21 protein-coding genes and 1 pseudogene are annotated in these 19,989 nt (G+C 71.9%); 11 read left to right on the forward strand and 11 right to left on the reverse strand.

Translation table 11 applies throughout. The features are described 5' to 3' along the window. Positions 1-232: 232 nt before the first annotated feature. From ACSP97_RS00735 to ACSP97_RS00755, 5 genes are all read left to right on the forward strand, one after another. On the forward strand, positions 233-1,099 hold the full coding sequence (locus ACSP97_RS00735) for a helix-turn-helix domain-containing protein (protein ID WP_358275542.1): 867 nt from the start codon (positions 233-235) through the stop codon (positions 1,097-1,099). Next, positions 1,096-1,377 carry a hypothetical protein gene (locus tag ACSP97_RS00740; protein ID WP_440556058.1) on the forward strand — a complete coding sequence of 94 codons (282 nt, stop codon included), beginning with the start codon at positions 1,096-1,098 and terminating at the stop codon, positions 1,375-1,377. The genes ACSP97_RS00735 and ACSP97_RS00740 overlap by 4 nt, the downstream gene beginning before the upstream one ends. A gap of 118 nt (positions 1,378-1,495) precedes the next feature. After that, the gene (locus ACSP97_RS00745) at positions 1,496-2,293 is read left to right on the forward strand and encodes an alpha/beta fold hydrolase (protein WP_355155768.1); all 798 of its coding nucleotides are present in this window, start codon (positions 1,496-1,498) and stop codon (positions 2,291-2,293) included. A gap of 142 nt (positions 2,294-2,435) precedes the next feature. Continuing rightward, entirely contained in the window at positions 2,436-3,083 is a 648-nt protein-coding gene (locus tag ACSP97_RS00750; protein WP_440556059.1) for a hypothetical protein, read from the forward strand. 221 nt (positions 3,084-3,304) lie between these two features. Further along, positions 3,305-3,487, forward strand: a complete 183-nt coding sequence (locus ACSP97_RS00755) for a hypothetical protein (protein WP_440556060.1) — start codon at positions 3,305-3,307, stop codon at positions 3,485-3,487. A 134-nt stretch (positions 3,488-3,621) separates the two neighbouring features. On the opposite strand, the gene ACSP97_RS00760 is transcribed toward ACSP97_RS00755, so the two are convergent. Continuing rightward, positions 3,622-4,686, reverse strand: a complete 1,065-nt coding sequence (locus tag ACSP97_RS00760; RefSeq protein ID WP_355526211.1) for a YihY/virulence factor BrkB family protein — start codon at positions 4,684-4,686, stop codon at positions 3,622-3,624. A 522-nt stretch (positions 4,687-5,208) separates the two neighbouring features. On the opposite strand from ACSP97_RS00760, the pseudogene ACSP97_RS00765 reads away from it, so the two are divergent. Beyond that, positions 5,209-5,305: pseudogene (locus ACSP97_RS00765) on the forward strand. A 352-nt stretch (positions 5,306-5,657) separates the two neighbouring features. Next, a complete protein-coding gene (locus ACSP97_RS00770) occupies positions 5,658-6,065 on the forward strand; it encodes an antibiotic biosynthesis monooxygenase family protein (RefSeq protein ID WP_355327866.1) in 408 nt (135 codons plus the stop codon). A 98-nt stretch (positions 6,066-6,163) separates the two neighbouring features. Here the strand turns inward: ACSP97_RS00770 and ACSP97_RS00775 are convergent, their stop codons facing one another. Beyond that, the gene (locus tag ACSP97_RS00775; RefSeq protein ID WP_440556061.1) at positions 6,164-6,784 is read right to left on the reverse strand and encodes a TetR/AcrR family transcriptional regulator; all 621 of its coding nucleotides are present in this window, start codon (positions 6,782-6,784) and stop codon (positions 6,164-6,166) included. 87 nt (positions 6,785-6,871) lie between these two features. Between ACSP97_RS00775 and ACSP97_RS00780 the strand changes: the two genes are divergently transcribed. Beyond that, a complete protein-coding gene (locus ACSP97_RS00780; protein WP_440556062.1) occupies positions 6,872-7,837 on the forward strand; it encodes a DMT family transporter in 966 nt (321 codons plus the stop codon). A 7-nt stretch (positions 7,838-7,844) separates the two neighbouring features. On the opposite strand, the gene ACSP97_RS00785 is transcribed toward ACSP97_RS00780, so the two are convergent. Together ACSP97_RS00785 and ACSP97_RS00790 are read right to left on the reverse strand one after the other, a co-directional pair. Continuing rightward, the gene (locus tag ACSP97_RS00785; protein ID WP_358275532.1) at positions 7,845-8,279 is read right to left on the reverse strand and encodes a DUF6010 family protein; all 435 of its coding nucleotides are present in this window, start codon (positions 8,277-8,279) and stop codon (positions 7,845-7,847) included. Then, entirely contained in the window at positions 8,276-8,611 is a 336-nt protein-coding gene (locus ACSP97_RS00790; RefSeq protein WP_355147505.1) for a DUF3817 domain-containing protein, read from the reverse strand. Before ACSP97_RS00790 ends, ACSP97_RS00785 begins: the two co-directional genes overlap by 4 nt. A 352-nt stretch (positions 8,612-8,963) precedes the next feature. Between ACSP97_RS00790 and ACSP97_RS00795 the strand changes: the two genes are divergently transcribed. Continuing rightward, on the forward strand, positions 8,964-9,605 hold the full coding sequence (locus tag ACSP97_RS00795) for a carbonic anhydrase (RefSeq protein WP_355147503.1): 642 nt from the start codon (positions 8,964-8,966) through the stop codon (positions 9,603-9,605). Between the two features lie 135 nt (positions 9,606-9,740). Here ACSP97_RS00795 and ACSP97_RS00800 read toward each other — a convergent pair whose 3' ends face one another. From ACSP97_RS00800 to ACSP97_RS00820, 5 genes are all read right to left on the reverse strand, one after another. After that, on the reverse strand, positions 9,741-10,715 hold the full coding sequence (locus ACSP97_RS00800; protein ID WP_440556063.1) for an L-threonylcarbamoyladenylate synthase: 975 nt from the start codon (positions 10,713-10,715) through the stop codon (positions 9,741-9,743). Between the two features lie 156 nt (positions 10,716-10,871). Then, positions 10,872-11,942, reverse strand: coding sequence for a hypothetical protein (locus ACSP97_RS00805; protein WP_440556064.1), 1,071 nt, complete (start codon positions 11,940-11,942; stop codon positions 10,872-10,874). Next, the gene (locus ACSP97_RS00810; RefSeq protein ID WP_440556065.1) at positions 11,939-12,802 is read right to left on the reverse strand and encodes a patatin-like phospholipase family protein; all 864 of its coding nucleotides are present in this window, start codon (positions 12,800-12,802) and stop codon (positions 11,939-11,941) included. The genes ACSP97_RS00805 and ACSP97_RS00810 overlap by 4 nt, the downstream gene beginning before the upstream one ends. Before the next feature lie 229 nt (positions 12,803-13,031). After that, a complete protein-coding gene (locus ACSP97_RS00815; RefSeq protein ID WP_435642314.1) occupies positions 13,032-14,231 on the reverse strand; it encodes an acyl-CoA dehydrogenase family protein in 1,200 nt (399 codons plus the stop codon). A 23-nt stretch (positions 14,232-14,254) separates the two neighbouring features. Next, positions 14,255-15,811, reverse strand: coding sequence for a class I adenylate-forming enzyme family protein (locus ACSP97_RS00820; RefSeq protein ID WP_440556066.1), 1,557 nt, complete (start codon positions 15,809-15,811; stop codon positions 14,255-14,257). Positions 15,812-15,961: 150 nt separating this feature from the next. Here ACSP97_RS00820 and ACSP97_RS00825 point away from each other — a divergent pair, with 150 nt between their 5' ends. Beyond that, positions 15,962-16,558 (forward strand): TetR/AcrR family transcriptional regulator, encoded by a 597-nt coding sequence (locus ACSP97_RS00825; RefSeq protein WP_435642316.1) that lies wholly within the window; start codon positions 15,962-15,964, stop codon positions 16,556-16,558. On the opposite strand, the gene ACSP97_RS00830 is transcribed toward ACSP97_RS00825, so the two are convergent. After that, the gene (locus ACSP97_RS00830; RefSeq protein WP_440556067.1) at positions 16,525-17,925 is read right to left on the reverse strand and encodes an MFS transporter; all 1,401 of its coding nucleotides are present in this window, start codon (positions 17,923-17,925) and stop codon (positions 16,525-16,527) included. The two genes, ACSP97_RS00825 and ACSP97_RS00830, sit on opposite strands and share 34 nt — an antisense overlap. Before the next feature lie 163 nt (positions 17,926-18,088). Between ACSP97_RS00830 and ACSP97_RS00835 the strand changes: the two genes are divergently transcribed. After that, complete coding sequence (locus ACSP97_RS00835) at positions 18,089-19,273, forward strand: serine hydrolase domain-containing protein (protein ID WP_435642318.1); 1,185 nt, start codon at positions 18,089-18,091, stop codon at positions 19,271-19,273. A gap of 173 nt (positions 19,274-19,446) precedes the next feature. Here the strand turns inward: ACSP97_RS00835 and ACSP97_RS00840 are convergent, their stop codons facing one another. Next, the gene (locus ACSP97_RS00840; protein WP_391870821.1) at positions 19,447-19,938 is read right to left on the reverse strand and encodes a hemerythrin domain-containing protein; all 492 of its coding nucleotides are present in this window, start codon (positions 19,936-19,938) and stop codon (positions 19,447-19,449) included. Positions 19,939-19,989 lie beyond the last annotated feature (51 nt).

Raw genomic sequence — 19,989 nt, forward strand, 5'->3', positions numbered from 1 at the left:
TGCCGGTCACACCGTGAACCCCTCGCCCCATGCCCGATGCCCGATGCCCCGACCCAACGAGCAAGTCAGGAGATGGTCACCTGCTCGGGCGGACAAGCCCAGGCGTTCCGGCCCGTGAGGTCGGGGGCACGGCCGGCAGGCGGCTTCCGGGCGGGACCACGGGTAGCCGCACTCCCGGGTAGGTGCACTGCACCCACGCCCCGCCCCATGTTGTGGAACTAGCGTGACGGACATGGAAAGCGACAACGAGCTCGGTGAGTACCTGCGTGCTCGCCGCGCGGTGCTCACGCCGCGGGAGGTCGGACTGCTCGACGGTGGGAACCGACGAGTGCCGGGGCTGCGCCGGGACGAGGTGGCGCTGCTGGCCGGGGTGAGCACGGACTACTACATCCACCTGGAGCAGGGTCGTGAACGGAACCCGTCCGAGCAGGTGCTCCGGGCGATCGCTGCGGCACTGCGACTGGACGGTGCCGCGGCGGGTCACCTGTTCCGGCTCGGCTTGCCCGTCTTCGCCGCGGCGGCCGCGACACCTACCGTCGCCCCGGAGCTGGTGCGGCTGATGGAGGGCATGCGTGACGTGCCGGCCTTCGTGGTCGGCGCGGCGCAGGACGTGCTGGCCGCGAATGCGATGGCGCGCGAGCTGTACCGCGGGTTCGTCCGGTACGACAACCTGCTGCGAATGATCTTCCTCGACCCGCTCGCACGGGAGTTCTACGTCGACTGGGACAAGGCGGCGCACACCGCGGTGGGCAACCTGCGGGCGTCCTCCTCGCAGTTCCCCGAGGACGAGCGGATCGAGCGAACGGTCGGCGAACTCAGCGTGCGCAGCCCCGCCTTCACCAGCCTGTGGGCACGCTACGAGGTCCGTCCCCGCACGCAGGAGGACAAGCGCTTCCGGCACTCCCGCGTGGGTGAGGTGCGGCTGCACTTCGAGGCGCTGGCCGTCACCAGCGCACCGGGCCAGCACCTGTCCGTCTACAGCGCGGAACCGGGCAGCGCCAGTGCCGATGCCCTGGTCCTGCTCCGCCGGCTGGCCGAGCAGGGCTCGGTCCCCACCGTCCAGGACACCCCCGCAGAGGAAGAAGACGCCCGGCCGTGACCGACGCCCTGCCCGACACCGCCGGCACCTTCTCCGCCGACATCACGGGCCGCTGCACCCGCCACGGCTTCGGCTTCGTCCCCCGGGCGCCGTTGTCCGCGGGCCGGCTCACCCACCCCGGCGGGCCGGTCGACCGGATCGCGACCGCACACGGTGCCCGGCCGTCCCAGGTGGCGCCGGCCTGGCCGCTCGCCCGCTCCGAGGTCGTACTGCCTCTTCCAGACACCTCCAAGGTCGCGCACCCGGAGGAGGACCTGCCGCGGCGACGCTGCGCCTGACCGACACGGAGCCCGGCGTACTCACTGACGCCGCATGACCCGCCCCGCGGGGCGGGCCGCTGCCCTCCGCGCCGGCCGGCCCTCCCCCACCCACTCTTCGAAGAAGGCACCTCAAGCCATGCTGCTTCCCTCCACCGAGGCAGGCCGGGGACGGCCCGTCGTCCTGCTGCACGCTCGGCCCACCGACCGCACCATGTGGGACGCCCACCTCCCGCTGCTCGCCGAGGCAGGTGTGCGGGCCATCGCCCCGGACCTGCCCGGCCACGGCGACGCCATCGCTCCCGCCCACCGCGAGGTGGCCCCCTGGTCGGACGTACTCGACACTCTGGACCACTTGGGGGCCGACCGCTTCGTGCTCGCCGGGAACTCACTGGGCGCCCTGGTGGCACTCCAGGCCGCCGTCACGGCACCCGAGCGGGTGGAGGGCCTGGTACTGGTGGGGTACCGGCCCCATGACCAGCCCGCCTCCCCACGTCTGAACGCCGCATGGGAGGCCGAACGGGCGGCGCTGGCCGCTGGCGACATGAACGCCGCGGTGAAGGCCGGCGTCGAGGCGTGGACTTCGGCCGGGGCCACCGAGGAGGTGCGCGCACACTGCGCCCGCATGCTCCGCCGCCGGCTGACCGAACAGCTCGACCACGGCGAACCGCCGCAGGCGGCGGACCCCCTCGGCACGGGCCCGGTGGCGCTGCGCACGCTCAGGGGCGTACCCGCTCTGGTCGGCGTCGGTGAGCACGACATGCCCGACTTCCACGAGGGCGGCGAGGGCCTGGCGCGCGACCTCGGTGCGGGCCGGATCGCCGTCATCCCCGGCGCCGGACATCTCGCGCCGCTGGAACGGCCTGCGGTGTTCTGCACCTTGCTGATGGACTTCGTCCGACGCCTCCCGCGGCAGGCGTCGTCCACGCATGCGTAGGACCCGCCGGCGGCAGCTCGCGCCACCTGCCGGCTCCGACCGCATGCCCACACGGGCGCCGTCACCGCGGCAGCCGTGCTGTCGTCCACGCATCGCGCCGGCCGGTGCCGCACCGGTGCGGAGCGGGGTCGAGACACCGTGGGTGGTGTCGCTGGGAAACAGTTTCATCTCGGGTGAGGCGGGCCGCTGGGCGGGCAACAGCAACACCAGCGCCGACGGTCACGCGCATACCGATCGTGCCTTCGACACCGCGACGAACACGAGCGATCCGCATCGGGTGTACGGCACTTCCTACGACGACGGCTGCAACCGTTCCGACAGCGCCGAAGTCGACTCCGCGCCCGGCCCGAACCGTCGCCTCAACCTCGCCTGCTCGGGCGCCACCTCCACGGCGATTCTGCTGCCCGAGCACGGCGGGAGCCCCTTCAAGACGGAATCGTCCCAGGCGAAGCAGCTCCAGGACGCCGTCACCGGCCACGCCGTGCGCGCGGTCGTCGTCTCCGTCGGGGGCAACGACCTCGGCTTCGAGAGCGTCATCACCTCGTGCGCGAAAAGCTTCCTCGCGCCGATCGGCGCGACCCCCTGTGCTCCGTCCGAAGGGCCCCGGGTGCGGGACCGGCTGCCCGCGATGCGTACGGCTGCCGTCAAGGCGCTGGGCGACATCACCACCGCCATGGACCGGGCGGGCCACCCGAAGGGCAGCTACCGCCTGATCCTTCAGTCCTACCCGTCCCCCCCCTGCCGGACGGCGCGCGGATCCGCTACCCGGGAGAGAGGTACGACCGTCTGACGCAGGGCGGCTGCCCCTTCTTCGACAAGGACCTCACCTGGGCCCACGACGAACTCGTTCCCGAGATCAGCTCCACCCTCGCCGCGGCCGCCCGCACGGCCGGTGCGGAGTTCCTCGACCTGTCCGGCGCTTTCGACGGCCGGCAGGTCTGCTCCACCTCCACCGTCCAGGCCGGTCCCGGCCGGCAGCCCTCCGGCCGCACCAGCGAATGGGTCCGCTTCGTGGCCAGCGGCCTCGGACAGGGCCAGCTCCAGGAGTCGCTGCACCCCAACTACTACGGCCAGCGTGCTCTGGGCACCTGCCTCGGTCTCCAACTGGACCGGGCCCCCGGGCGTTACGCCTGCACCAACACCCCGGGAACCGGCCCCGCCGACATGCGCCTGCAACCCGCGCCCTCCGCCTGACAAGCCCGCCCGCCGGCCGGCGGGGCCGCCGCTCCTCCGCCGCCCGGCAGCGGCCCGGACCCGGCCGAAGCTGTCCGCTCACGGCGCCGTTCCTCCCCGCTTATCAGCTGCGGGGAGGAACGGCGCCGTCCTGATCAGGCGTCATCCAGCCGGCGGACATCCTCCTCGTCCCACGTCCTGGTGTCGCGCGGCTGGGTGTAGGGCTCGGCCTCGGGTGGGTGCCCGCCGGCGACGGCGCGCTGGCGCACGGTCTCGGCGTCGAATTCCAGACCCAGCAGTACGGCGAGGTTGGTGATCCACAGCCAGACGAGGAAGACGATGACGCCGGCCATCGTGCCGTACGTCTTGCTGTAGGACGCGAAGTCGGCGACGTACACGGCGAATCCGGCGGAGGCGGCCATCCAGATCACCAGCGCGAGGAAACTGCCCGGTGTCACCCAGCGGAACCCTTTCACCTTCGCGTTGGGGCTCGCCCAGTACAAGAGTGCGATCATCGCCGTGACCAGCAGGAGGAGGACCGGCCATTTCGCGATCGACCACACCGTCAGCGCCGTGTCGCCGATCCCGAGTGCCTGCCCGGCTTTGCCGGCCAGGGTGCCGGTGAAGACGACGATCAACGCGCTGGCCACGGCAAGCACCATCAGCACGACCGTGACGCCGAGGCGCACCGGCAGGATCTTCCACACCGGACGGCCTTCGGGGATGTCGTAGACGGCGTTCGCGGCGCGGATGAAGGCGGCCACATACCCCGATGCCGACCACACTGCCACCACGAGGCCCACCAGTGCCATCACCGATCCGGTGCCTGCGTTGCCCTGGAGCTGTTCCACGGCCCGGGTGACGATGTCCCGCGCCGAGCCGGGCGCCAGCTGGTCGAGGTTGGCCAGCACCTTGTCGGTCGTCGACCTGCCGGTGATGCCCAGCAAGGAGACCAGCACCAGCAGGGCCGGGAACAAGGACAGCACGCCGTAGTAGGTGAGCGCCGCCGCCCGGTCGGTCAGCTCATCGTCCTTGAACTCCTTCAGAGTGCCCTTGAGCACGGCACGCCAGGCCCGTTTCGGCAGCTCCGTGGGCGCATCCGGTGCCGACTGCTCAACTTGCGGGCCCGGCCCCGCCTCCTGCGGTGACGGCGCCCGGAAGGCCGGCGCCCGCTCACCGCTGTGGTGGTCCCTTCGCCCTGGAAGATGGAGATTCGCCATACCGGGCGGGTAACCGCGCGGCACACGCTCAAGCCGGCATGGCGGCCGACTTCTCGCTCCGACCTCCGCCACGCCTTCGCCTGGCCGCGTTGAGACCGCGCGGGGTGGGCACCCGGACGGTACCGCCCTGGAGGAAGGGACACGACATCGTGATCGTGACAGCGGTACTGCTCCTGCCGGCGCTTGGCCTGTTGCTGGTGGTGATGGACCGGGTCGAGGATTGGCTGCCGACGGCGTCCTCCAGTCCCCGGCACACACGTGAGCGCCGCCACCTGAAGCTGATCCCCGGCGAAGCCGGCGAGTCCCCGTCCCGGCCGGCGGCCACGGAGGCGTCTGAACGGCGCGCGCACGCCGCATAAGGTGACCACCGGCGCAACGAGGACCGGTGGGGGGACGGGACCAGGATCGCCGGGTTCCTGCCGACGCCCTCGCCCAGGTCTTCGCCGTGTCAGTCCCGTGTCAGGGGCCCATGCCAGTCTCTTTCATGTGAACGACCTCGGATACCAACGAGGTTGGGAGCAGGGAGAGGTGCCCGGAGTGGTTGATCGGGGACCGGCGAGCACGCCTCGAGGTCGGATCCTTTCGGGGGTCCACGCAGGTTCGAATCCTGCCCTCTCCGCATCGTGCGGCACGTCGCTCACCGCGTGAGCTGAACCCTGGCTGGATGCCCCGCTTCCACCGGAGCCGACGGTACTCGGCCGCCCCGACAGGCCTGGTGGTGGGAGCCATCACCACCGCCCGGGAGCGGTCCAGCCCCGGCACTGAGGTTCCCCTTCCCCGGCCAGGAAGAACTGGGGTGCGGTCGCCGACGACCCCCGCGTCGGCGTACATCGCGAACAGCTCCCCCCGGGGACAGGGCAGGCGGATTTCGTTTGCCAGTTCCGCAAGGTCGATTGCTACTCACGGGCATGTGCGCGCAGGCTGCGTGCAGAAGGCGCCGGCTCACCACGGAGAGCCGACACCCGGAGCGCATGACAGACCAGGTCGCGGTTCCCGGTGCTTCAGGAGGCGCGATCCCCCTTGCAGACAATTGGAGGCGGCAGATGGAAGATCGCCATGTCGTCATCATTCCGATCGAGATCGACGCGGAGAGAGAAGGTTCCTATCTCGATGCTTGGCAGAACGCCGCAGAGCTGATGGCGACTCAGCCCGGTTTCATCCGGACGTACATGTTCCGCACGACCGTTCCGGGGAGCAGGTTCCCCCTCGTCAACGTGGCGGAATGGGAGTCCGCCGCTCACTGGGAAGAGGCGATGAACGTCTGCCCGATGCTGGGCCAGGGGATGGCCGTCGCCCACGCCTCCAACTACCGGGCGATCCGGACGGTCCTGCCCGCCACCCGGCAGCAGCTGAACTCCGGTGGGACAGAGACACGTTGACCTGGCCCCCACCGAGGCGCGTCACCGCGTCCTGAGCGGCGGCCTCACACTGGTCGGCGCAAGCGCGGTCCGCGCACACCGTGCTCCGGTACGTGGGTTTACCGCGACGGTGTGTCCGGGCCCGCGCCGGCCGCGTGGCCCAGCAGCTCGCGGGCCCGGTCGAGGGCCTGGCCGAACGGGTCGGGGAAGACGCCCAGCCCGTGGGCGACCACTGCTCCCTCGTGCAGCAGCATCAGCGCTTGAGCCAGCCGGTCCGCGTTCGCCGAGTCGACGTCTCCCGCAAGGCGGGTGAACAGGTCGAGCATCCACTGCTTCTGGCCCGTGATGACCGGGTACGCCGGATGCGTCGGATCCCCGATCTCCACATGCGCGTTGATCATGCTGCACCCCCGGGAGCCGTACTCCCCCGCCCATACGCGCGCGGCCTGGAACACGGCCAGGACCGGGGCCACCGGCGACTGCCCCTCGGCCGCCTCCAGGTGGGAGCCGAGCAGTTCGCGCCAGCGTTCGTCGCGTCGGGCCAGGTACTCCACGACGAGCTGCTCCTTCGAACCGAACCGGTCGTACAGCGTCTTCTTCGTCACTCCCGCCTCGGCGGCGATGAGGTCCACGCCCACGGCGTGGATGCCGCGCTCGTAGAACAGCCGCTCGGCGGCCTCCACTACGCGTTGCGCGCCGGGCGTCATGCGGATGCGGTGCGGTGCCGCCTCGGACTCCATGGTCCGTGAGTATACCGATCTGTATAGTGGGCACCCGCCGGAGGTCCGTCGTCCGTGCCATCACGAGTGTCCGCGGGATGTGGTCGAGTGAACGCCCTGTTGTCGGTTGCCTTCGTCCTGTGCTGGAGCTCCGGCTTCATCGGAGCAAAGCTCGGCGCGGGCACGTCGACCGTGACCACGCTCCTGATGTGGCGTTTCCTGCCGCTCGCGCTGGTTCTCGTCGCGGTCGCGCCCTTCTCACGGGCGGCGTGGCGAGGGTTGGGGCCGCGTGACATCGGTCGGCAGATCACCGTCGGCGCGTTGTCGCAGAGCGGGTACCTGCTCAGCGTCTACCACGCCATCCAGCTCGGCGTCTCCACCGGTACCACCGCTCTGATCGACGGCGTCCAGCCGCTCGTCGCCGGTGCGCTGGCCGGGCCCCTGCTGCGTCAGTACGTCTCACGCCGGCAGTGGGCCGGGTTGTGGCTGGGGCTGGCCGGGGTCGCCACGGTCACCTCCGCCGACGCGGCGGCGGGCTCCGCGGTCGCCTGGTGGGCGTACCTCATCCCCTTCCTCGGGATGCTGTCGCTGGTGGCGGCCACCTTTCTGGAGGGCCGTTCGCGCGTACCGGTCGCACCCCGGGCGGCACTGACGATCCACTGTGTGACCAGCGCCGTCCTCTTCTCCGGGCTGGCGGTCGCCAGGGGTGTGGCTGCCCCGCCGGCCTCCTTCTCGTTCTGGGCGGCGACCGCCTGGCTCGTCGTACTGCCCACCTTCGGCGGGTACGGGCTGTACTGGCTGATCCTGCGCCGGAGGGGCATCACTCAGGTCAACACCCTCATGTTCCTCATGGCCCCGGTCACTGCCCTGTGGGGCGCCCTCGCGTTCGGTGAGCCCTTCGGCGTGCAGACCGCCCTCGGGCTGGCCGCCGGTCTCGCAGCGGTGGCCGTCGTCAGCCTCGGAACCGGCGCGCCCCCGCTCGGCCCACCCGGTCCGCCGCCGACGGAGGTCCGCACCCCCGCAACCTCCACACGAGCGAGCACGCGGAGCCGATCGTCTTCGTCCGCGGGCTGACGCCAAGTCAGGAGGGGGCAGAGACGCGATCGTGGTCTGCCGTCCGGCCGGTCCCGGCCCCTCGGCGGACGAGCGCGATCAGCGAAGGCCCTCCGCGCAAACACCACAGGGCGATCACGGGGTCGCAGATGGCGCAGCCCATGGACGAGTTGTGCGCGAAGTGCAGAATCGGCTGGCCCTTGAGCCAGTGGGCCACGTCCCAGGCGGTGTGCAGCAGCCAGCCGATGCCGATGAAGGTCCAGGAGTCCAGACCTCGGTAGGCGACGTAGGCCATGAGCGCGGTGAACGGCACCTCCCAGGGGCCGAAGCCGCCCCCGCTCAGATAGGCGGCCCCGGCCCCCGCCAGCATGATCGCGTTGAAGCGGCGCCGGTGCGGCTCTTTGATCAGGGACATCAGCAGGCAGTAGGCGATGCCGACGATGATCGGCGAGACGTAGATCATGACGGAATGACTTCCTTCGGCTGGGCCCGGCCCGGACCGGCGGTGTCGAGCCGTCGCAGTGCGAGCAGCCCACCGGCTCCCGGGACGACGGCCAGCAGCTTGGCGGCGGTCGTCGCCTCCTCCAGACGCCAGGTCGCGATCACGACGAACAGGTAGGCGCAGCCGTGGGTGGGGCCCATCAGCGAGGAGACGGGCTTGAGGTGGACGGTGAACAGGTTGGCCAGCATGACGACCAGGGAGATCAGCTCGGCATGAGCCGCGATCCGCACGTGGTGCGGGGGATGCCCGTGCCTGGTCACAACCCCGTGGCGGAGCCGGGTCTGGGTGTGCATCGATGTTCCTTCGGGACCGAATTCCATGAACGACCCGAAGTCAACCGGCTGCCGCCGTGATCGCCCAGCGGCGCTGGTGACAGGTTTCGACGGGATATTGCCAACGTCTTTCAAGGGGCCCGGAGTTGCGGTGACAGCGCGGCTCGGCCGCAGCCGCCGACGATCGACGGGAACGCCGCCCAGGCCGTCATCGACGCCGCCACAGCCGAAAAAGCCCCCGCTCCGCGTGCACCTGGGCAAAGCCGCGTGCGACATCGCCGGTCTCCGTCGGACACCGTGCCGCCGGCGGTCCCGGGCGGGAAGAAGGAGACCAGGCGGTGCGGCGGCGGCTGCCGCCTCGTAGGCTGCCGCCATGAACGAGATCCAGACCCCGACGCCCCGCGACGCCTTCGACCTGCTGCTGGCCGGTAACCAGCGCTTCGTCGCAGGCACCCCAGAGCACCCGAACCAGGACGCCGCCCGCCGCGCCGAGACCGCACCGTCCCAGCAGCCGTTCGCCGTACTGTTCGGGTGTTCCGACTCCCGGCTGGCCGCCGAGATCATCTTCGACCGAGGTCTGGGTGACCTGTTCGTGGTGCGCACCGCCGGCCACGTCATGGGCCCGGAGGTGCTGGGCAGCATCGAGTTCGGCGTGGAGGTGCTCGGCTGCCCGCTGGTCGTGATCCTCGGGCACGACTCGTGCGGCGCGGTCGGCGCGGCGTGCGCCGCGCTGGAGGACGGCGTGACGCCGGCCGGGTACGTCCGGGACGTCGTCGAGCGGGTGACCCCCAGCGTGCTGGCCGCCCGGGCCGCCGGACGGGTCGAGCCGGAGGAGATCCTCGCCGAGCACATAAAGCTCAGCGCCGACCTGCTGCTGGACCGCTCCCGGGTCCTCGCCGACAAGGTCGCCGCCGGCCAGACCGCCGTGGTGGGCCTGCGCTACGGCCTGGCCGACGGCAATGCCCACCTCGTCGCCGCTCACGGCCTCGACGCGGCTGTCCCCACGGCGTCCTGACCGCCGCGGCGCGGCCCTCGGCGTCAGCCGCCGCGGTCGGCCCTCGAAGGCACGAGCAGCGGCCGCACGAGGGCCGTGTGCGCGAAGGAGCGGATCAATCCGCGTCCGGTGACACGAGGGGCCCGTCGGTGCCGGTCACGCGGTGGGACGGGGCCCCGCGGCGCGGCGCAGCCGGTTGGCGATCGCCAAGCCCAGCCCCTCCTCCGCCGGCAGGGAGGCGACGATGAGGTCGCATCCCTGCCGGTCGAGTTCGCGCAGGAAGCCGTACAGCTCGCGCGCGTAGTCGGCCAGGGACGCCGGGACATCCACCACGGCGTGCGCCTTCACCGGGGTGTCGGCGAGGGAGGGGGGCAGCAGGACGCCGACCCGGTGCCCCTGCTCCTGCGCGAGCCTCGCCTCGACGGCGACCTTCTCGGGCTCGACCAGGACGACGCGCGCGGACGGCGCGTAGTGCGACGGGTGCTGACCCGGCACCCGGACATGGCTCGTGGACGGGACCTCGACCGGATGCCCCAGCACCGCTTCGAGGTCCTCGCGGGTCACTCCGCCGGGCCGGAGGATGGCCGGGGTCTCCCCGGTGACGTCGACGATGGTCGACTCGACGCCGACCCCGCAGGGACCGCCGTCCAGGACGAAGTCGACGGCGTCCCCGAGCTCCGCCCGGACGTGGTCGGCGGTGGTGGGGCTCACCGAGCCGAAGCGATTGGCGGACGGGGCGGTGACACCGCCGCCGAAGGCCGACAGCAACGCGAGGGCGACGGGGTGGTCGGGTACGCGCACGGCCACCGTCTCCAGGCCCCCCGTGGCCTCCAGGGGCACCCGCCGACCGCGCCGCAGGACCAGTGTGAGCGGCCCAGGCCAGAAGTGCTCGGCCAGCAGGCGCGCCGTCGCGGGCACGTCCCGCACCCAGTCGTCCAGGTGCTGCGCGCCGCCGATGTGGACGATCAGCGGGTGGGAGGGCGGACGCCCCTTGACCTGGAAGATGCGCGAGACGGCAGCAGGATCTTCGGCGTTGGCGCCCAGTCCGTAGACGGTTTCGGTCGGGAGGGCCACCAGGCCGCCGGCGCGCAGCAGACCGGCCGCCTTCTCGATGTCACTGGTACTTGTCATCACACCCAGAATCCTCTCACCGGTCCGCTCCCCTCCTCGACGACGCCCGTCCCCGGGGGCACCGCCCGGCTCGCCGGCGGCGGCCGGTGCGGGCTGCCGAGGGCTCGCCCCGGGGCGCCGCGGAAGCCGTTCGCGCCGCGCCCGACAGGCGGGCGGTCACGCGTGCGTCGCCTCCGGGTCCGCGTGGTCGGCGATCCAGCGGTCCACGCGGGCCCACTGCGCGAGCAGCCACCTGCTGCGGGCGTCCTCGCCTCGCGGGATCCGGCTCGCGGGTACGCGCCACCAGCGTGCCCGCACGGCGTCACGCAGCGGCAGCCGGCTCCAGACGGTGCGTGCCGAGTGGAGGACGTCGAGTCCCGTGTGTGCGACGAAGACCACGTCGGCCGTCGGCGCGGCGGCGATCGCGGCGAGGGCTCCGCCGTCCCGGGGTGGCAGGACATGGTGCATGCGTGCCGCGCGGGAGGCCCGGCGCGGCAGTCCCCGGCGGCGCAGGGAGGCGATGGCGCGCCGGTGGCGGCGCCGTGTGAAGTTGCCGCCCTCCGGGAAGAGCACGAGCGCGTCGCCCGGGCCGAGCCCGGCCGCCAGCTTCCCTATCTCGTCCTCGGCCCGGCCGTCGAGGGGTGGCAGAAAGCAGTGGGGGACCCGTCCGATGAGGACGTCGAGCGCGGGGTCGGCGCGCAGGGCCCGCTTCAGCACGGTGTGCGGCCGCAGCCCGGCCTGGCTGAGCAGGGTCTGCAGCAGGAGGAAGGAGTCGCCGACGCCCGCGTGCCGCACGAAGACCAGGAGGGGCGCGGGGTGCCGGGTGGCGCCCGGCAGCAACGGGGGCGTCACCTCCAACCGGAGCCCGAAGACCCGGGTGCCCGCGCGCCGCAGCAGCCGCAGCAGCCGCTCCAGGGCGGCGTACGCGTCCTCGGCGGCCACGCGGCGCCGCTCCGCGCGCTCCCGCCCGCCGGGCAGCCGTCTCGCCCACAGACCGGCGGCGGCCACCAGCGCCGCCGCGTCCACCAGGAGGTACAGCAGAGCGAAGGCGGCGATCCGCACCGGCCGCCAGGCGCCGTGTGAGGCGAGCGAGAACGGCGCGCACAGCACGCTCGCGGCGACGAGGACCGCGGTCATCACGGGCACGAGGGCGAGCAGCAGCGCGATGGTGGTCGTACGGCGCAGTCCGGTGACCGCCGCGCCGGCCGTCCGCGCCGGGAGACGACGGCGCGGCCGCATACCGCTCATGGCGCGCCGTCGGGCGTGCTGAGCACTGTCTCCAGGTACCGGGAGGAGGCCGCGTAGGCGCGCTCGATGCGCTCGGCGGTCCGGCCGAAGGTGCGGTACCGCAACTGCCGCAGGCCGGCGGTGCCCTCGTCGGGGCCCGAGCCCGACGGCAGCACGCGGACCGTGACGCCGGGCGGCAGGTCCGCCATGTCGCGGGCGAACCGGTGCCTGCGAGCGATCTCGAACGCCACCAGCGCCACCTGCCAGGGAGCCCGCGGCGGCGAGAGGGCCCGCTCGACGCGGCCGACCTGAAGGACGTAGACCTCGGTCGCGCCGAGGGCCACCGCGCGACCGACGGGAATGCTGTTGACCAGGCCGCCGTCGACGAAGTGCTCGCCGTCGAGCCGGGCGGGCGGCAGCAGACCGGGCACCGCGCACGAGGCGAGCACGGCGTCCACCAGCGGGCCGGCGGTGAACCAGTGCTCGGCGGCCCGTTCGATGCTCGCCGCCGCGCACTGGTACGGCAGGGCCAGATCCTCGATCCGACTCACCGGGAGGTGCGAGGCGAGCAATTCGCGCAGCGGCGTGGGCTGGTAGAGGTGGGTGCCGCTGCGTACGGCCGTGCCCAGCCGCCCGAGCAGCGATCCGGAGAACACCCCGGCCCGCCCGAGGCCGGTCCACAGGTCGGCGAGCCGGGCCACCGAATCCTGTGACGGGTCGGCCGCGACGGCGGCGCCGTTGATCGCGCCGACGGAGGTGCCGACGACGAGGTCCGGGTGCACGGCGGCGGCGAACAGTGCCTTCAGCATGCCGATCTCATAGGCGCCGAGGGCACCGCCGCCGCCCAGTACGAAGGCACGGGTCGGCCGGCTGTCCTCCATGGACGGCGGGTGCCCCGGGGTGGCGCCGCCAATCACCGGGGAACCAGGCGGGCCGAAGGCACGCGGTGCCCCGGCTTCGCGGCGTACGGCTCGGCGGGCACCACGGGGGCGGAGCCGCGCAGGCCGATCCGGCGCTCTCCCCCCGCCCCCGCCGTGACCTCGACTCCCTTGGAGAGGGCGCGGACCGAGGGCCGCGAGGCGGGCGCGGGCGACCACGGTTTCCTCGACGTCAATGGCGGTTGAAGGCCAGGAGCTTGGCGATGCCGTTGCGCTGGATCTCGGACGTGCCGGTGAGGATGCGGAACATGCGGATCTTGCGGAAGAGGTACTCGATCTCGTTGCCCTGGGTGAGTCCTTCCTTGCCGTGGATCTGCACGGCCTCGTCGAGGATGCGGAAGGCGGACTCGGCAACGAACAGTTTGCACATGAAGGCTTCCGCCTGCGCGTCGCGGCCCGCGTCCAGGGCCGCCAGCGCGGCATAGGTCATGGAGCGGGCGGCGTAGAACTCCGTGGCCATGTCGGCGAGCTTGTGCTGGATGGCCTGGAGCATCAAGAGGGGTTGGCCGCCCGCCGCTCGGCGGCTCCGGGCGCGGTCGAGGGTCAGGGCCAGGGCGCGGCGGGTGGCGCCGAGGACGGTGGGGCAGTGCAGGAGGCGGTTGGTGGTGACCCGGCCGAGCGCGATGCGCATGCCCTTGCCCTCTTCCCCGAGGAGGTTGGCGGCGGGGACGCGGCAGTCCTCCAGGACGATGTCGCTCTCGATGTGTTCGCCCGACATGGGGGTCGCCCCGTCCTCGACACGGCAGCCGGGGCTGTCCAGGTCGACGAGGAATGCCGAGAACCGTGGTTTGTCACCCTCCTGCTCGCCGGTGCCGGCCATGCGGGCGACGACGATCGCGAAGTCGGCGAAGGGGCCGGCGGAGGAGAAGACCTTGTGCCCGGTCAGCCGGTAGCCGTCGGCGTCGCGTACGGCGACCGTGCGCATGGAGCGGACGTCGGAGCCGGCGTCGGTCTCGGTGAGGGAGAAGCAGCAGGCCCGCTCACCGCGGATCAGCGGCAGCAGGTAGGTGTCCAGCTGGTACTCGGTGGCGTGTGTGAGGATGTCACCCGCGCGAAGGGGGCCGCCCATGTCACCGAGCACACTGTGGGCGAGGACCCGCCCGCTGGCGCCGATCTCCTCCTTGAGGGCGGCAAGCTGGGTGTGGGTGAGGTTCTGGCCGCCGTACTCCACGGGCAGGTGGATGCCGTAGAAGCCGAGTTCGCGGCTGCGGCGCCAGACCGGTTCGAGGTCGGCGCGGGTGAGGCGGCTGGAGTGGGTCAGGCCGCGGGCGTTTTCGTGGTCGGCGAGTTCGCCGTCGAGGTAGTCGCGCAGGCGGTCGACGAGTTCGGCGGTGCGCGGGTCGTCGTAGGCGGGGCGGAGGGAGAAGGTCACGGCAGGGCTCCGAACAGGTGCGGTCAGTTGACGCGGCGGGTGGCGTGCGCCCAGAAGGGTTCGCGTACGGCTTTGCGGTCGAGCTTGCCGTTGCGGTTGTGGGGAAGTTCGGGCACGAAGTCGACCGAGCGCGGCTTCTTGAAGCGGTCCAGCCGGCCGGCGCAGAAGGTGATCAGTTCGTCGGCGGTGACTGTCGTGCCGGGGTGGGTGACGACGACGGCCTTGACGGCCTCGCCCCACTGCTCGTCGGGCACGCCGACCACACAGGCCTCCTGCACGGCGGGGTGCTCGTACAGGGCGGCCTCGACCTCGGTGCAGTAGATGTTGAATCCACCCGAGATGATCATGTCCTTCTTGCGGTCCACCAGGAAGAGGTAGCCGTCCTCCCGCATCCAGGCCAGGTCTCCGGTGTGCACCCAGCCGTCGCGGAAGGTCTGCGCGGACAGCTCCGGCTCCTGCCAGTACTCCCGCACGCAGTCCGGGCCGCGCACGATCACCTCGCCGATCTCGCGAGGGCCCAGTTCCCGGCCCGTCTCGTCGACGACGCGCACCTCGGTGTCGTAGGACGCACGGCCGCACGACTGGAGCAGTTCCGGGTCCTCCCGCACGGCATGGGCGATCTCCGCGCTGCTCAGGCCCGCGACGACACTGGTGGTCTCGCCCAGCCCGTAGCCCTGGGCGACGACCGGGCCGAAGAACTCCACCGCGTCCCGCAGGCGCTGCGGGGAGATGGGCGCGCCGCCGATGCGCACACTCGTCAGCGAGCGCAGGTCGTGGTCGGCGGCGCCGGGATGGGCGAGCACCGTGTTCAGCATGGCCGGCACCAGGAACGTCGCGGTGATGCGTTCCTTCTCGACCGTCTCCAGGAAGCTCCGCGGGCTCCAGCTCGGCAGGACGTAGGTGGTCGAACCGCCGAACACCCCGGCGAGCAGGCCCATGCCGGTGGCGTGGGTGATGGGCCCGCAGGCGAGGTAACGGGTACCGGGGCGGGGGCGTGACTCGTCGGCCATCAGCAGCTTGCGCATGTTGGCGAGGCGGTTGCCGACCGTCTGTACGGCGGCCTTGAGTGCCCCGGTGGATCCCGAGGTGAAGTTCAGGACACAGGGGGCGTCCTCCTCGACCTCGACACGGACCGGCGCCTCGTCGCCCTCGGCCAGCAGATCGCCGTAGGAGACCTCGCCGGGCCGCGCGCCGTCGAGGCAGACCGGCAGGCATCCGGTGCCCGCCGCGGCGATGGCCGCGAGGGCGTCCTCGCGGTGGGCGGCGTCGTGGACGAGGACGCGGACGGGGGCGTAGCGCAGGATGTGCTCGATCTCCCCGGCGCCGAGCCGGGCGTTGATCGGTGCGCGCGTCAACCCGGCTTTGTACAGCGCGAATTCGACCTCGACCAGCTCGCCGCGGTTCCAGGCGAGGGAGGCCACGGCGTCGCCGGGGCGCAGCCCCCGGGCGGCCAGGGCGGAGGCCAGGCGGTTCGCCGCCCGGTCCAGGTCGGTGAAGCTCCAGACCCGGTCCCCGCAGACGAGGGCGGGGGCCTTGGGCCAGTAGCGAGCGCTGCGCGAGAGGTAGCTGCCGAGGTTCATGAGGACCTACTCAGTAGATGGCGTTCGTAGATTTACATGTCGACCAGTTGCAGACACTCTGTTCAGTAACCGACTGTCGTGTCAAGAGTCTCTAGACTGGCCCCGCATGCGTCACCGCGGCCGTGCGTGAAGATCGATGAGGAGAGGTGCATGGCGGAGGACAGGCGGACCAGACGCTCACGCCGGGCCCTGGGGACGGCCCTGGTGGAGCTGGTGCTGGAGCGGGGCTTCACGGCGCTGACCGTGGAGGACATCACCGAGCGCGCGGACGTGGCACGCGCGACCTTCTACGCGCACTTCCGTGACAAGGAGGACCTGTTCGCGCGCGTGACCGCCGACCTGCTGTCCGAGCTGTCCGAGCGCCTGGCGCCCGCGGTCGCCGAGAGCGCGGTCGGGTTCACCGGCAAGCCGGTCCTGGAGATGCTGCGGCACGCGCGCGAGGAGCGTGATCTGTACCGGATCGTGCTGCGCGGCGAGGGTGACGGCAAGCCACTGCAGATGTTCGTGGACGCCTGCGCCCGGGCCACGACCGAGGAGTTCCGCGCCCGCGCGGAACGCAACGCCGTGCAACCGCGCATCGACCCCGAACTGCTGGCCCGGGTGTGGGTCGGCGAGCAGATCGCAGTGCTGCGCTGGTGGGTCGAGCAGGACACGCCGTCGTTGCCGGCCGCGGAGGTCGTCCGCATGCTGCTCGACCTGGCGTTGCACGGCCGCTACTGGGCCAGCGGCTTCGAGCCGCCGGCCTGATCCGCACCTTGCCCGGCGGTTCGAGCCGGATGATCCGCAGCGGTTCGGCCCGCCGGGAGCAACCGGCGTGCGTCCCGCTCGGGCCGGATCACGGTCAGGGCGACCAGACCGCACACCATCATCACCGCGGCCGACACCAGGAAAGCACGGGTGTATCCGGCGCCTTGCGTGGGCGCCGAGTCCAGGAGACGTCCGGTCAGGTACGGCGCGACCAAGCCGGGCAGGGTTCCGGTGGCGGCGACGATGCCGAACACGGCGCCCCGCTGCGGGGGCGGCACCACGGCGGCCGTCGTCATGTAGTGCAGCGGAAAGGTGATGGCGTGCGCGCCGAACGCCACCGTGATCAGCGCCAGGAGCAGCGGCCGCGCCCCGGCGAAGGGCAGGGCCGCCATGGCCAGCGCGGCGACGGCGACCGCGATCCCCTGCGGCGCACCGCACGACCAACGGCTGCGCACTCCCTGCCGGTTCAGCGCGTCGACCAGCGGGGACACGGCCAGCAGCAGGACGAAGCTGAACGCCGAGACAGCGCTGATGAGCGTGGCCGCCCCGCCCGGTGACATGCCGAGCTGTGTGCGCAGGTAGGCGGGCAGCCACGCCTGGCTGAGGGTCAGGGCCCAGGAGGCGCCGAAGGCTCCCGCGATGCTCCCCAGCACGGTGCCGTTCAGCAGCAGCCCGCGGTACGGCAGCCGGTGTCCGGGCCCGGAGTCGGACGCGGCTCCGGGCGCGGGCTCGTGGCCGTACGGCCCGTCGTGCCCCGTCCGCCACCACAGCAGGCTCCACACCGCGCTCGTCACGGCGAGCGCGGCGAAGGCCGAACGCCAGCCGAACGCGGTGATCAGCCAGGTCACGACCGGTGCGGCGATCAGCGTGCCCAGCGCGGCGCCGCTGATCTGCAACGCCGACGGCAGGCCCCGCCGGCCCTCCGGGAACCACGTGTACAGCGCGTGCATGGACATGGGTGCGGCCGGCCCCTCGGCCGCACCCAGCAGGATGCGGCCCGCCGCGAGCGCGGGTGCCGTCGCCACGAAGAGCACGGGCAACTGCGCCACCGCCCACAGGGCGGCCATGGCGACCAGGAGCACCCGGCTCGACACCCGGGCCGACACGAATCCGACGGCCAGGCCGGAGAGGCTGAACAGTACGGCGAAGGAGCTGGAGACAAGGCCGTAGGTGCTGTTGCCGATGTGCAGGTCGTCCATGATCGGCACGGCCGCGAGACCGAGGACTGACTTGTCCGCGTAGTTGACCAGCATGAACGCCACGATCAGCGCGGTGATCAGCCAGGCGCGTCGGCCGCCGGTCCGCGCATCCGGTGGAAGGCCCGCCGCATCCGTGCGGGGGGAGGATCGGGGTTGCTGCTTGGCCATGGGCACTCCTGCGGGCTCCGGCGCATGGAAGAGAAGTACGTTCTCGAACAGCTTGTCTTGTAACAGACGAAGTGATTTGGCAACCTAGGCGCCGGACGGCCGCGAGGTCAACGCCTCGAAAGCACCGCCCTCGGAAAAAACCGATCCGAAGCAGGAGTGAGCCATGACCGAGACAGCCCCGCTGAGTGATCTGCGGTGGACCCGCGGCTACACGGACCCCGCCTGGATCCGTCGCTTCATGCTGCAGGGGCGCGAACTGTCGCCCAGCCGACGGGTGTGGCGGGGCCAGGAGCCCGCGCGCCCCCTGCCGGTCGCCGAGGCCGATCTCGACGCCCTCGACGTGGTGACCACCGAGACCGGCGCGCTCAAGCTCCCGGACCTGTTCGTCGCGGCGCAGACGGACGCGTTCCTCGTGATGCACCGGGGCCGGGTCGTCTACGAGCGTTATCCGCACGGCGCCGACGCGCACACCCCTCACTTCAACGCCTCGGCGGCCAAGTCCTACCTCGGGCTCGTCACGGCGACGCTCGCCCATCGGGGGGCCCTGGACCGTACGGCGACGGCCTCCGCCTACGTGCCGGAACTCGCCGGGACGGCCTTCGGGGACGCGCGGGTGCAGGACTTGCTGCACATGGGCACGCAGGTGAGCTATGCGGGCCGCCCCTTCGACAAGGCGATCGAGGCCCAGCGGTATCACGCGGTGATCGCCCCTCAGCTGCGGCCATCCGGCTACAGCGGTCCCATGACCATCCGCGAGCATCTGCTGACGGCCCGCGCCACCGGGGCCCCGGGAAAGGAGTTCCGCTACGAGAACGGCAACGTGGAGACGCTGGCCGAAGTCCTCCGCCGGGTCACGGGCCTGACCACGTCCGCCCTGCTCAGCGATCTCCTGTGGGCCAGGATGGGCGCGCAGGAGGACGCCTATTACATCGTGGACGGCGACGGTGTCGAAGCCGCCTGCGGAGGCTTCAGTGCCACGGCACGCGATGTGGCGCGGCTCGGTGAGCTGCTGCGTTGCGGCGGGGCGGTGGGGAGCAGGCAGGTGGTTCCGGAGGAAGTGGCCCGCACGATCGCGAGCGGCGTGCCCGACGGCTACCCCCGCCGGGTCCGCTTCCCGGCCGCGCCCCCCGCCTCACCGGCCACGCTCTCCTACCACGACCTGTGGTGGATCCTGAACGACTCCTACGGTTCCTACATGGCCAGCGGCATCCACGGCCAGCGGCTGTTCGTGTCGCCGGGCCTGGATCTCGTGGTCGTCCACTTCGGTTCTCAGGTGATGTCGCCCGCCGTGCCGCCGGTGCCGCTGGTGCAGGCGTTCGTCCGGATCGGGGTCCATCTCAACTCGTGAGGTGCGCTCGACCGGTGCGGGGACTGGGTGACTCGGTTGGCGCCGTGCGGGCGGCGGCGGTGGTCACCGGTATCCTCCGGTGACCTGGCCGAGCCATGCCTCGGGCGCCCGCTCCGGGCCCGGTCCAGGACACGTCCCCGCTCGACGCACCCCGCGGCCGGGCCCCCGCCTGGTCAGGAATGGACGATGTCGCGCACGTTGTCGAGCGAGCCGCAGCCGGCTTTCAGTCGGCGCTCGCGCTCCTCCGTGAACGCCACGCCCAGTTCCTCACGCCGCTCCATCGCCACGTTCTCGCGCGCGCCGTTGAGGATGGTGCGTTCCTCCTCGTCGGCGTGGTGGGTGACGGCTTCCACCAGCGCCTCCAGCTTGGAGTCCCACTCCTCGGAGCCCACCTCCTCCACCTCCAGGAGGTCCAGCAGTGCCTTGTTGCCCTCGTCGTGCTCGTGCTCGCCGTGCTCGACCTCTTCGTCGTCGATGTGCTTGTAGCGCTTCAGGGCGGGATAGACCTTGGCCTCCTCGGCCAGCGCGTGGGCGATCAGCAGGTCCGCGAACTCCCGCAGCGCGGCGGCCCGGTCGGCCTCGACGCTGCGCATCAGGCGGAACAGATCCTCCATGCGCCGGTGGTCTCGAAGGATGAGCTCGACGACGTCACGTGTCTCGGCCATGGCAGGGCACCACTTTCGTGCGAACGGTTGGGTCACTACCGCTTACCCCGG

Source organism: Streptomyces sp. SCPE 10, assembly GCF_051980735.1.
In the GTDB taxonomy this organism is placed as follows: domain Bacteria; phylum Actinomycetota; class Actinomycetes; order Streptomycetales; family Streptomycetaceae; genus Streptomyces; species Streptomyces misionensis.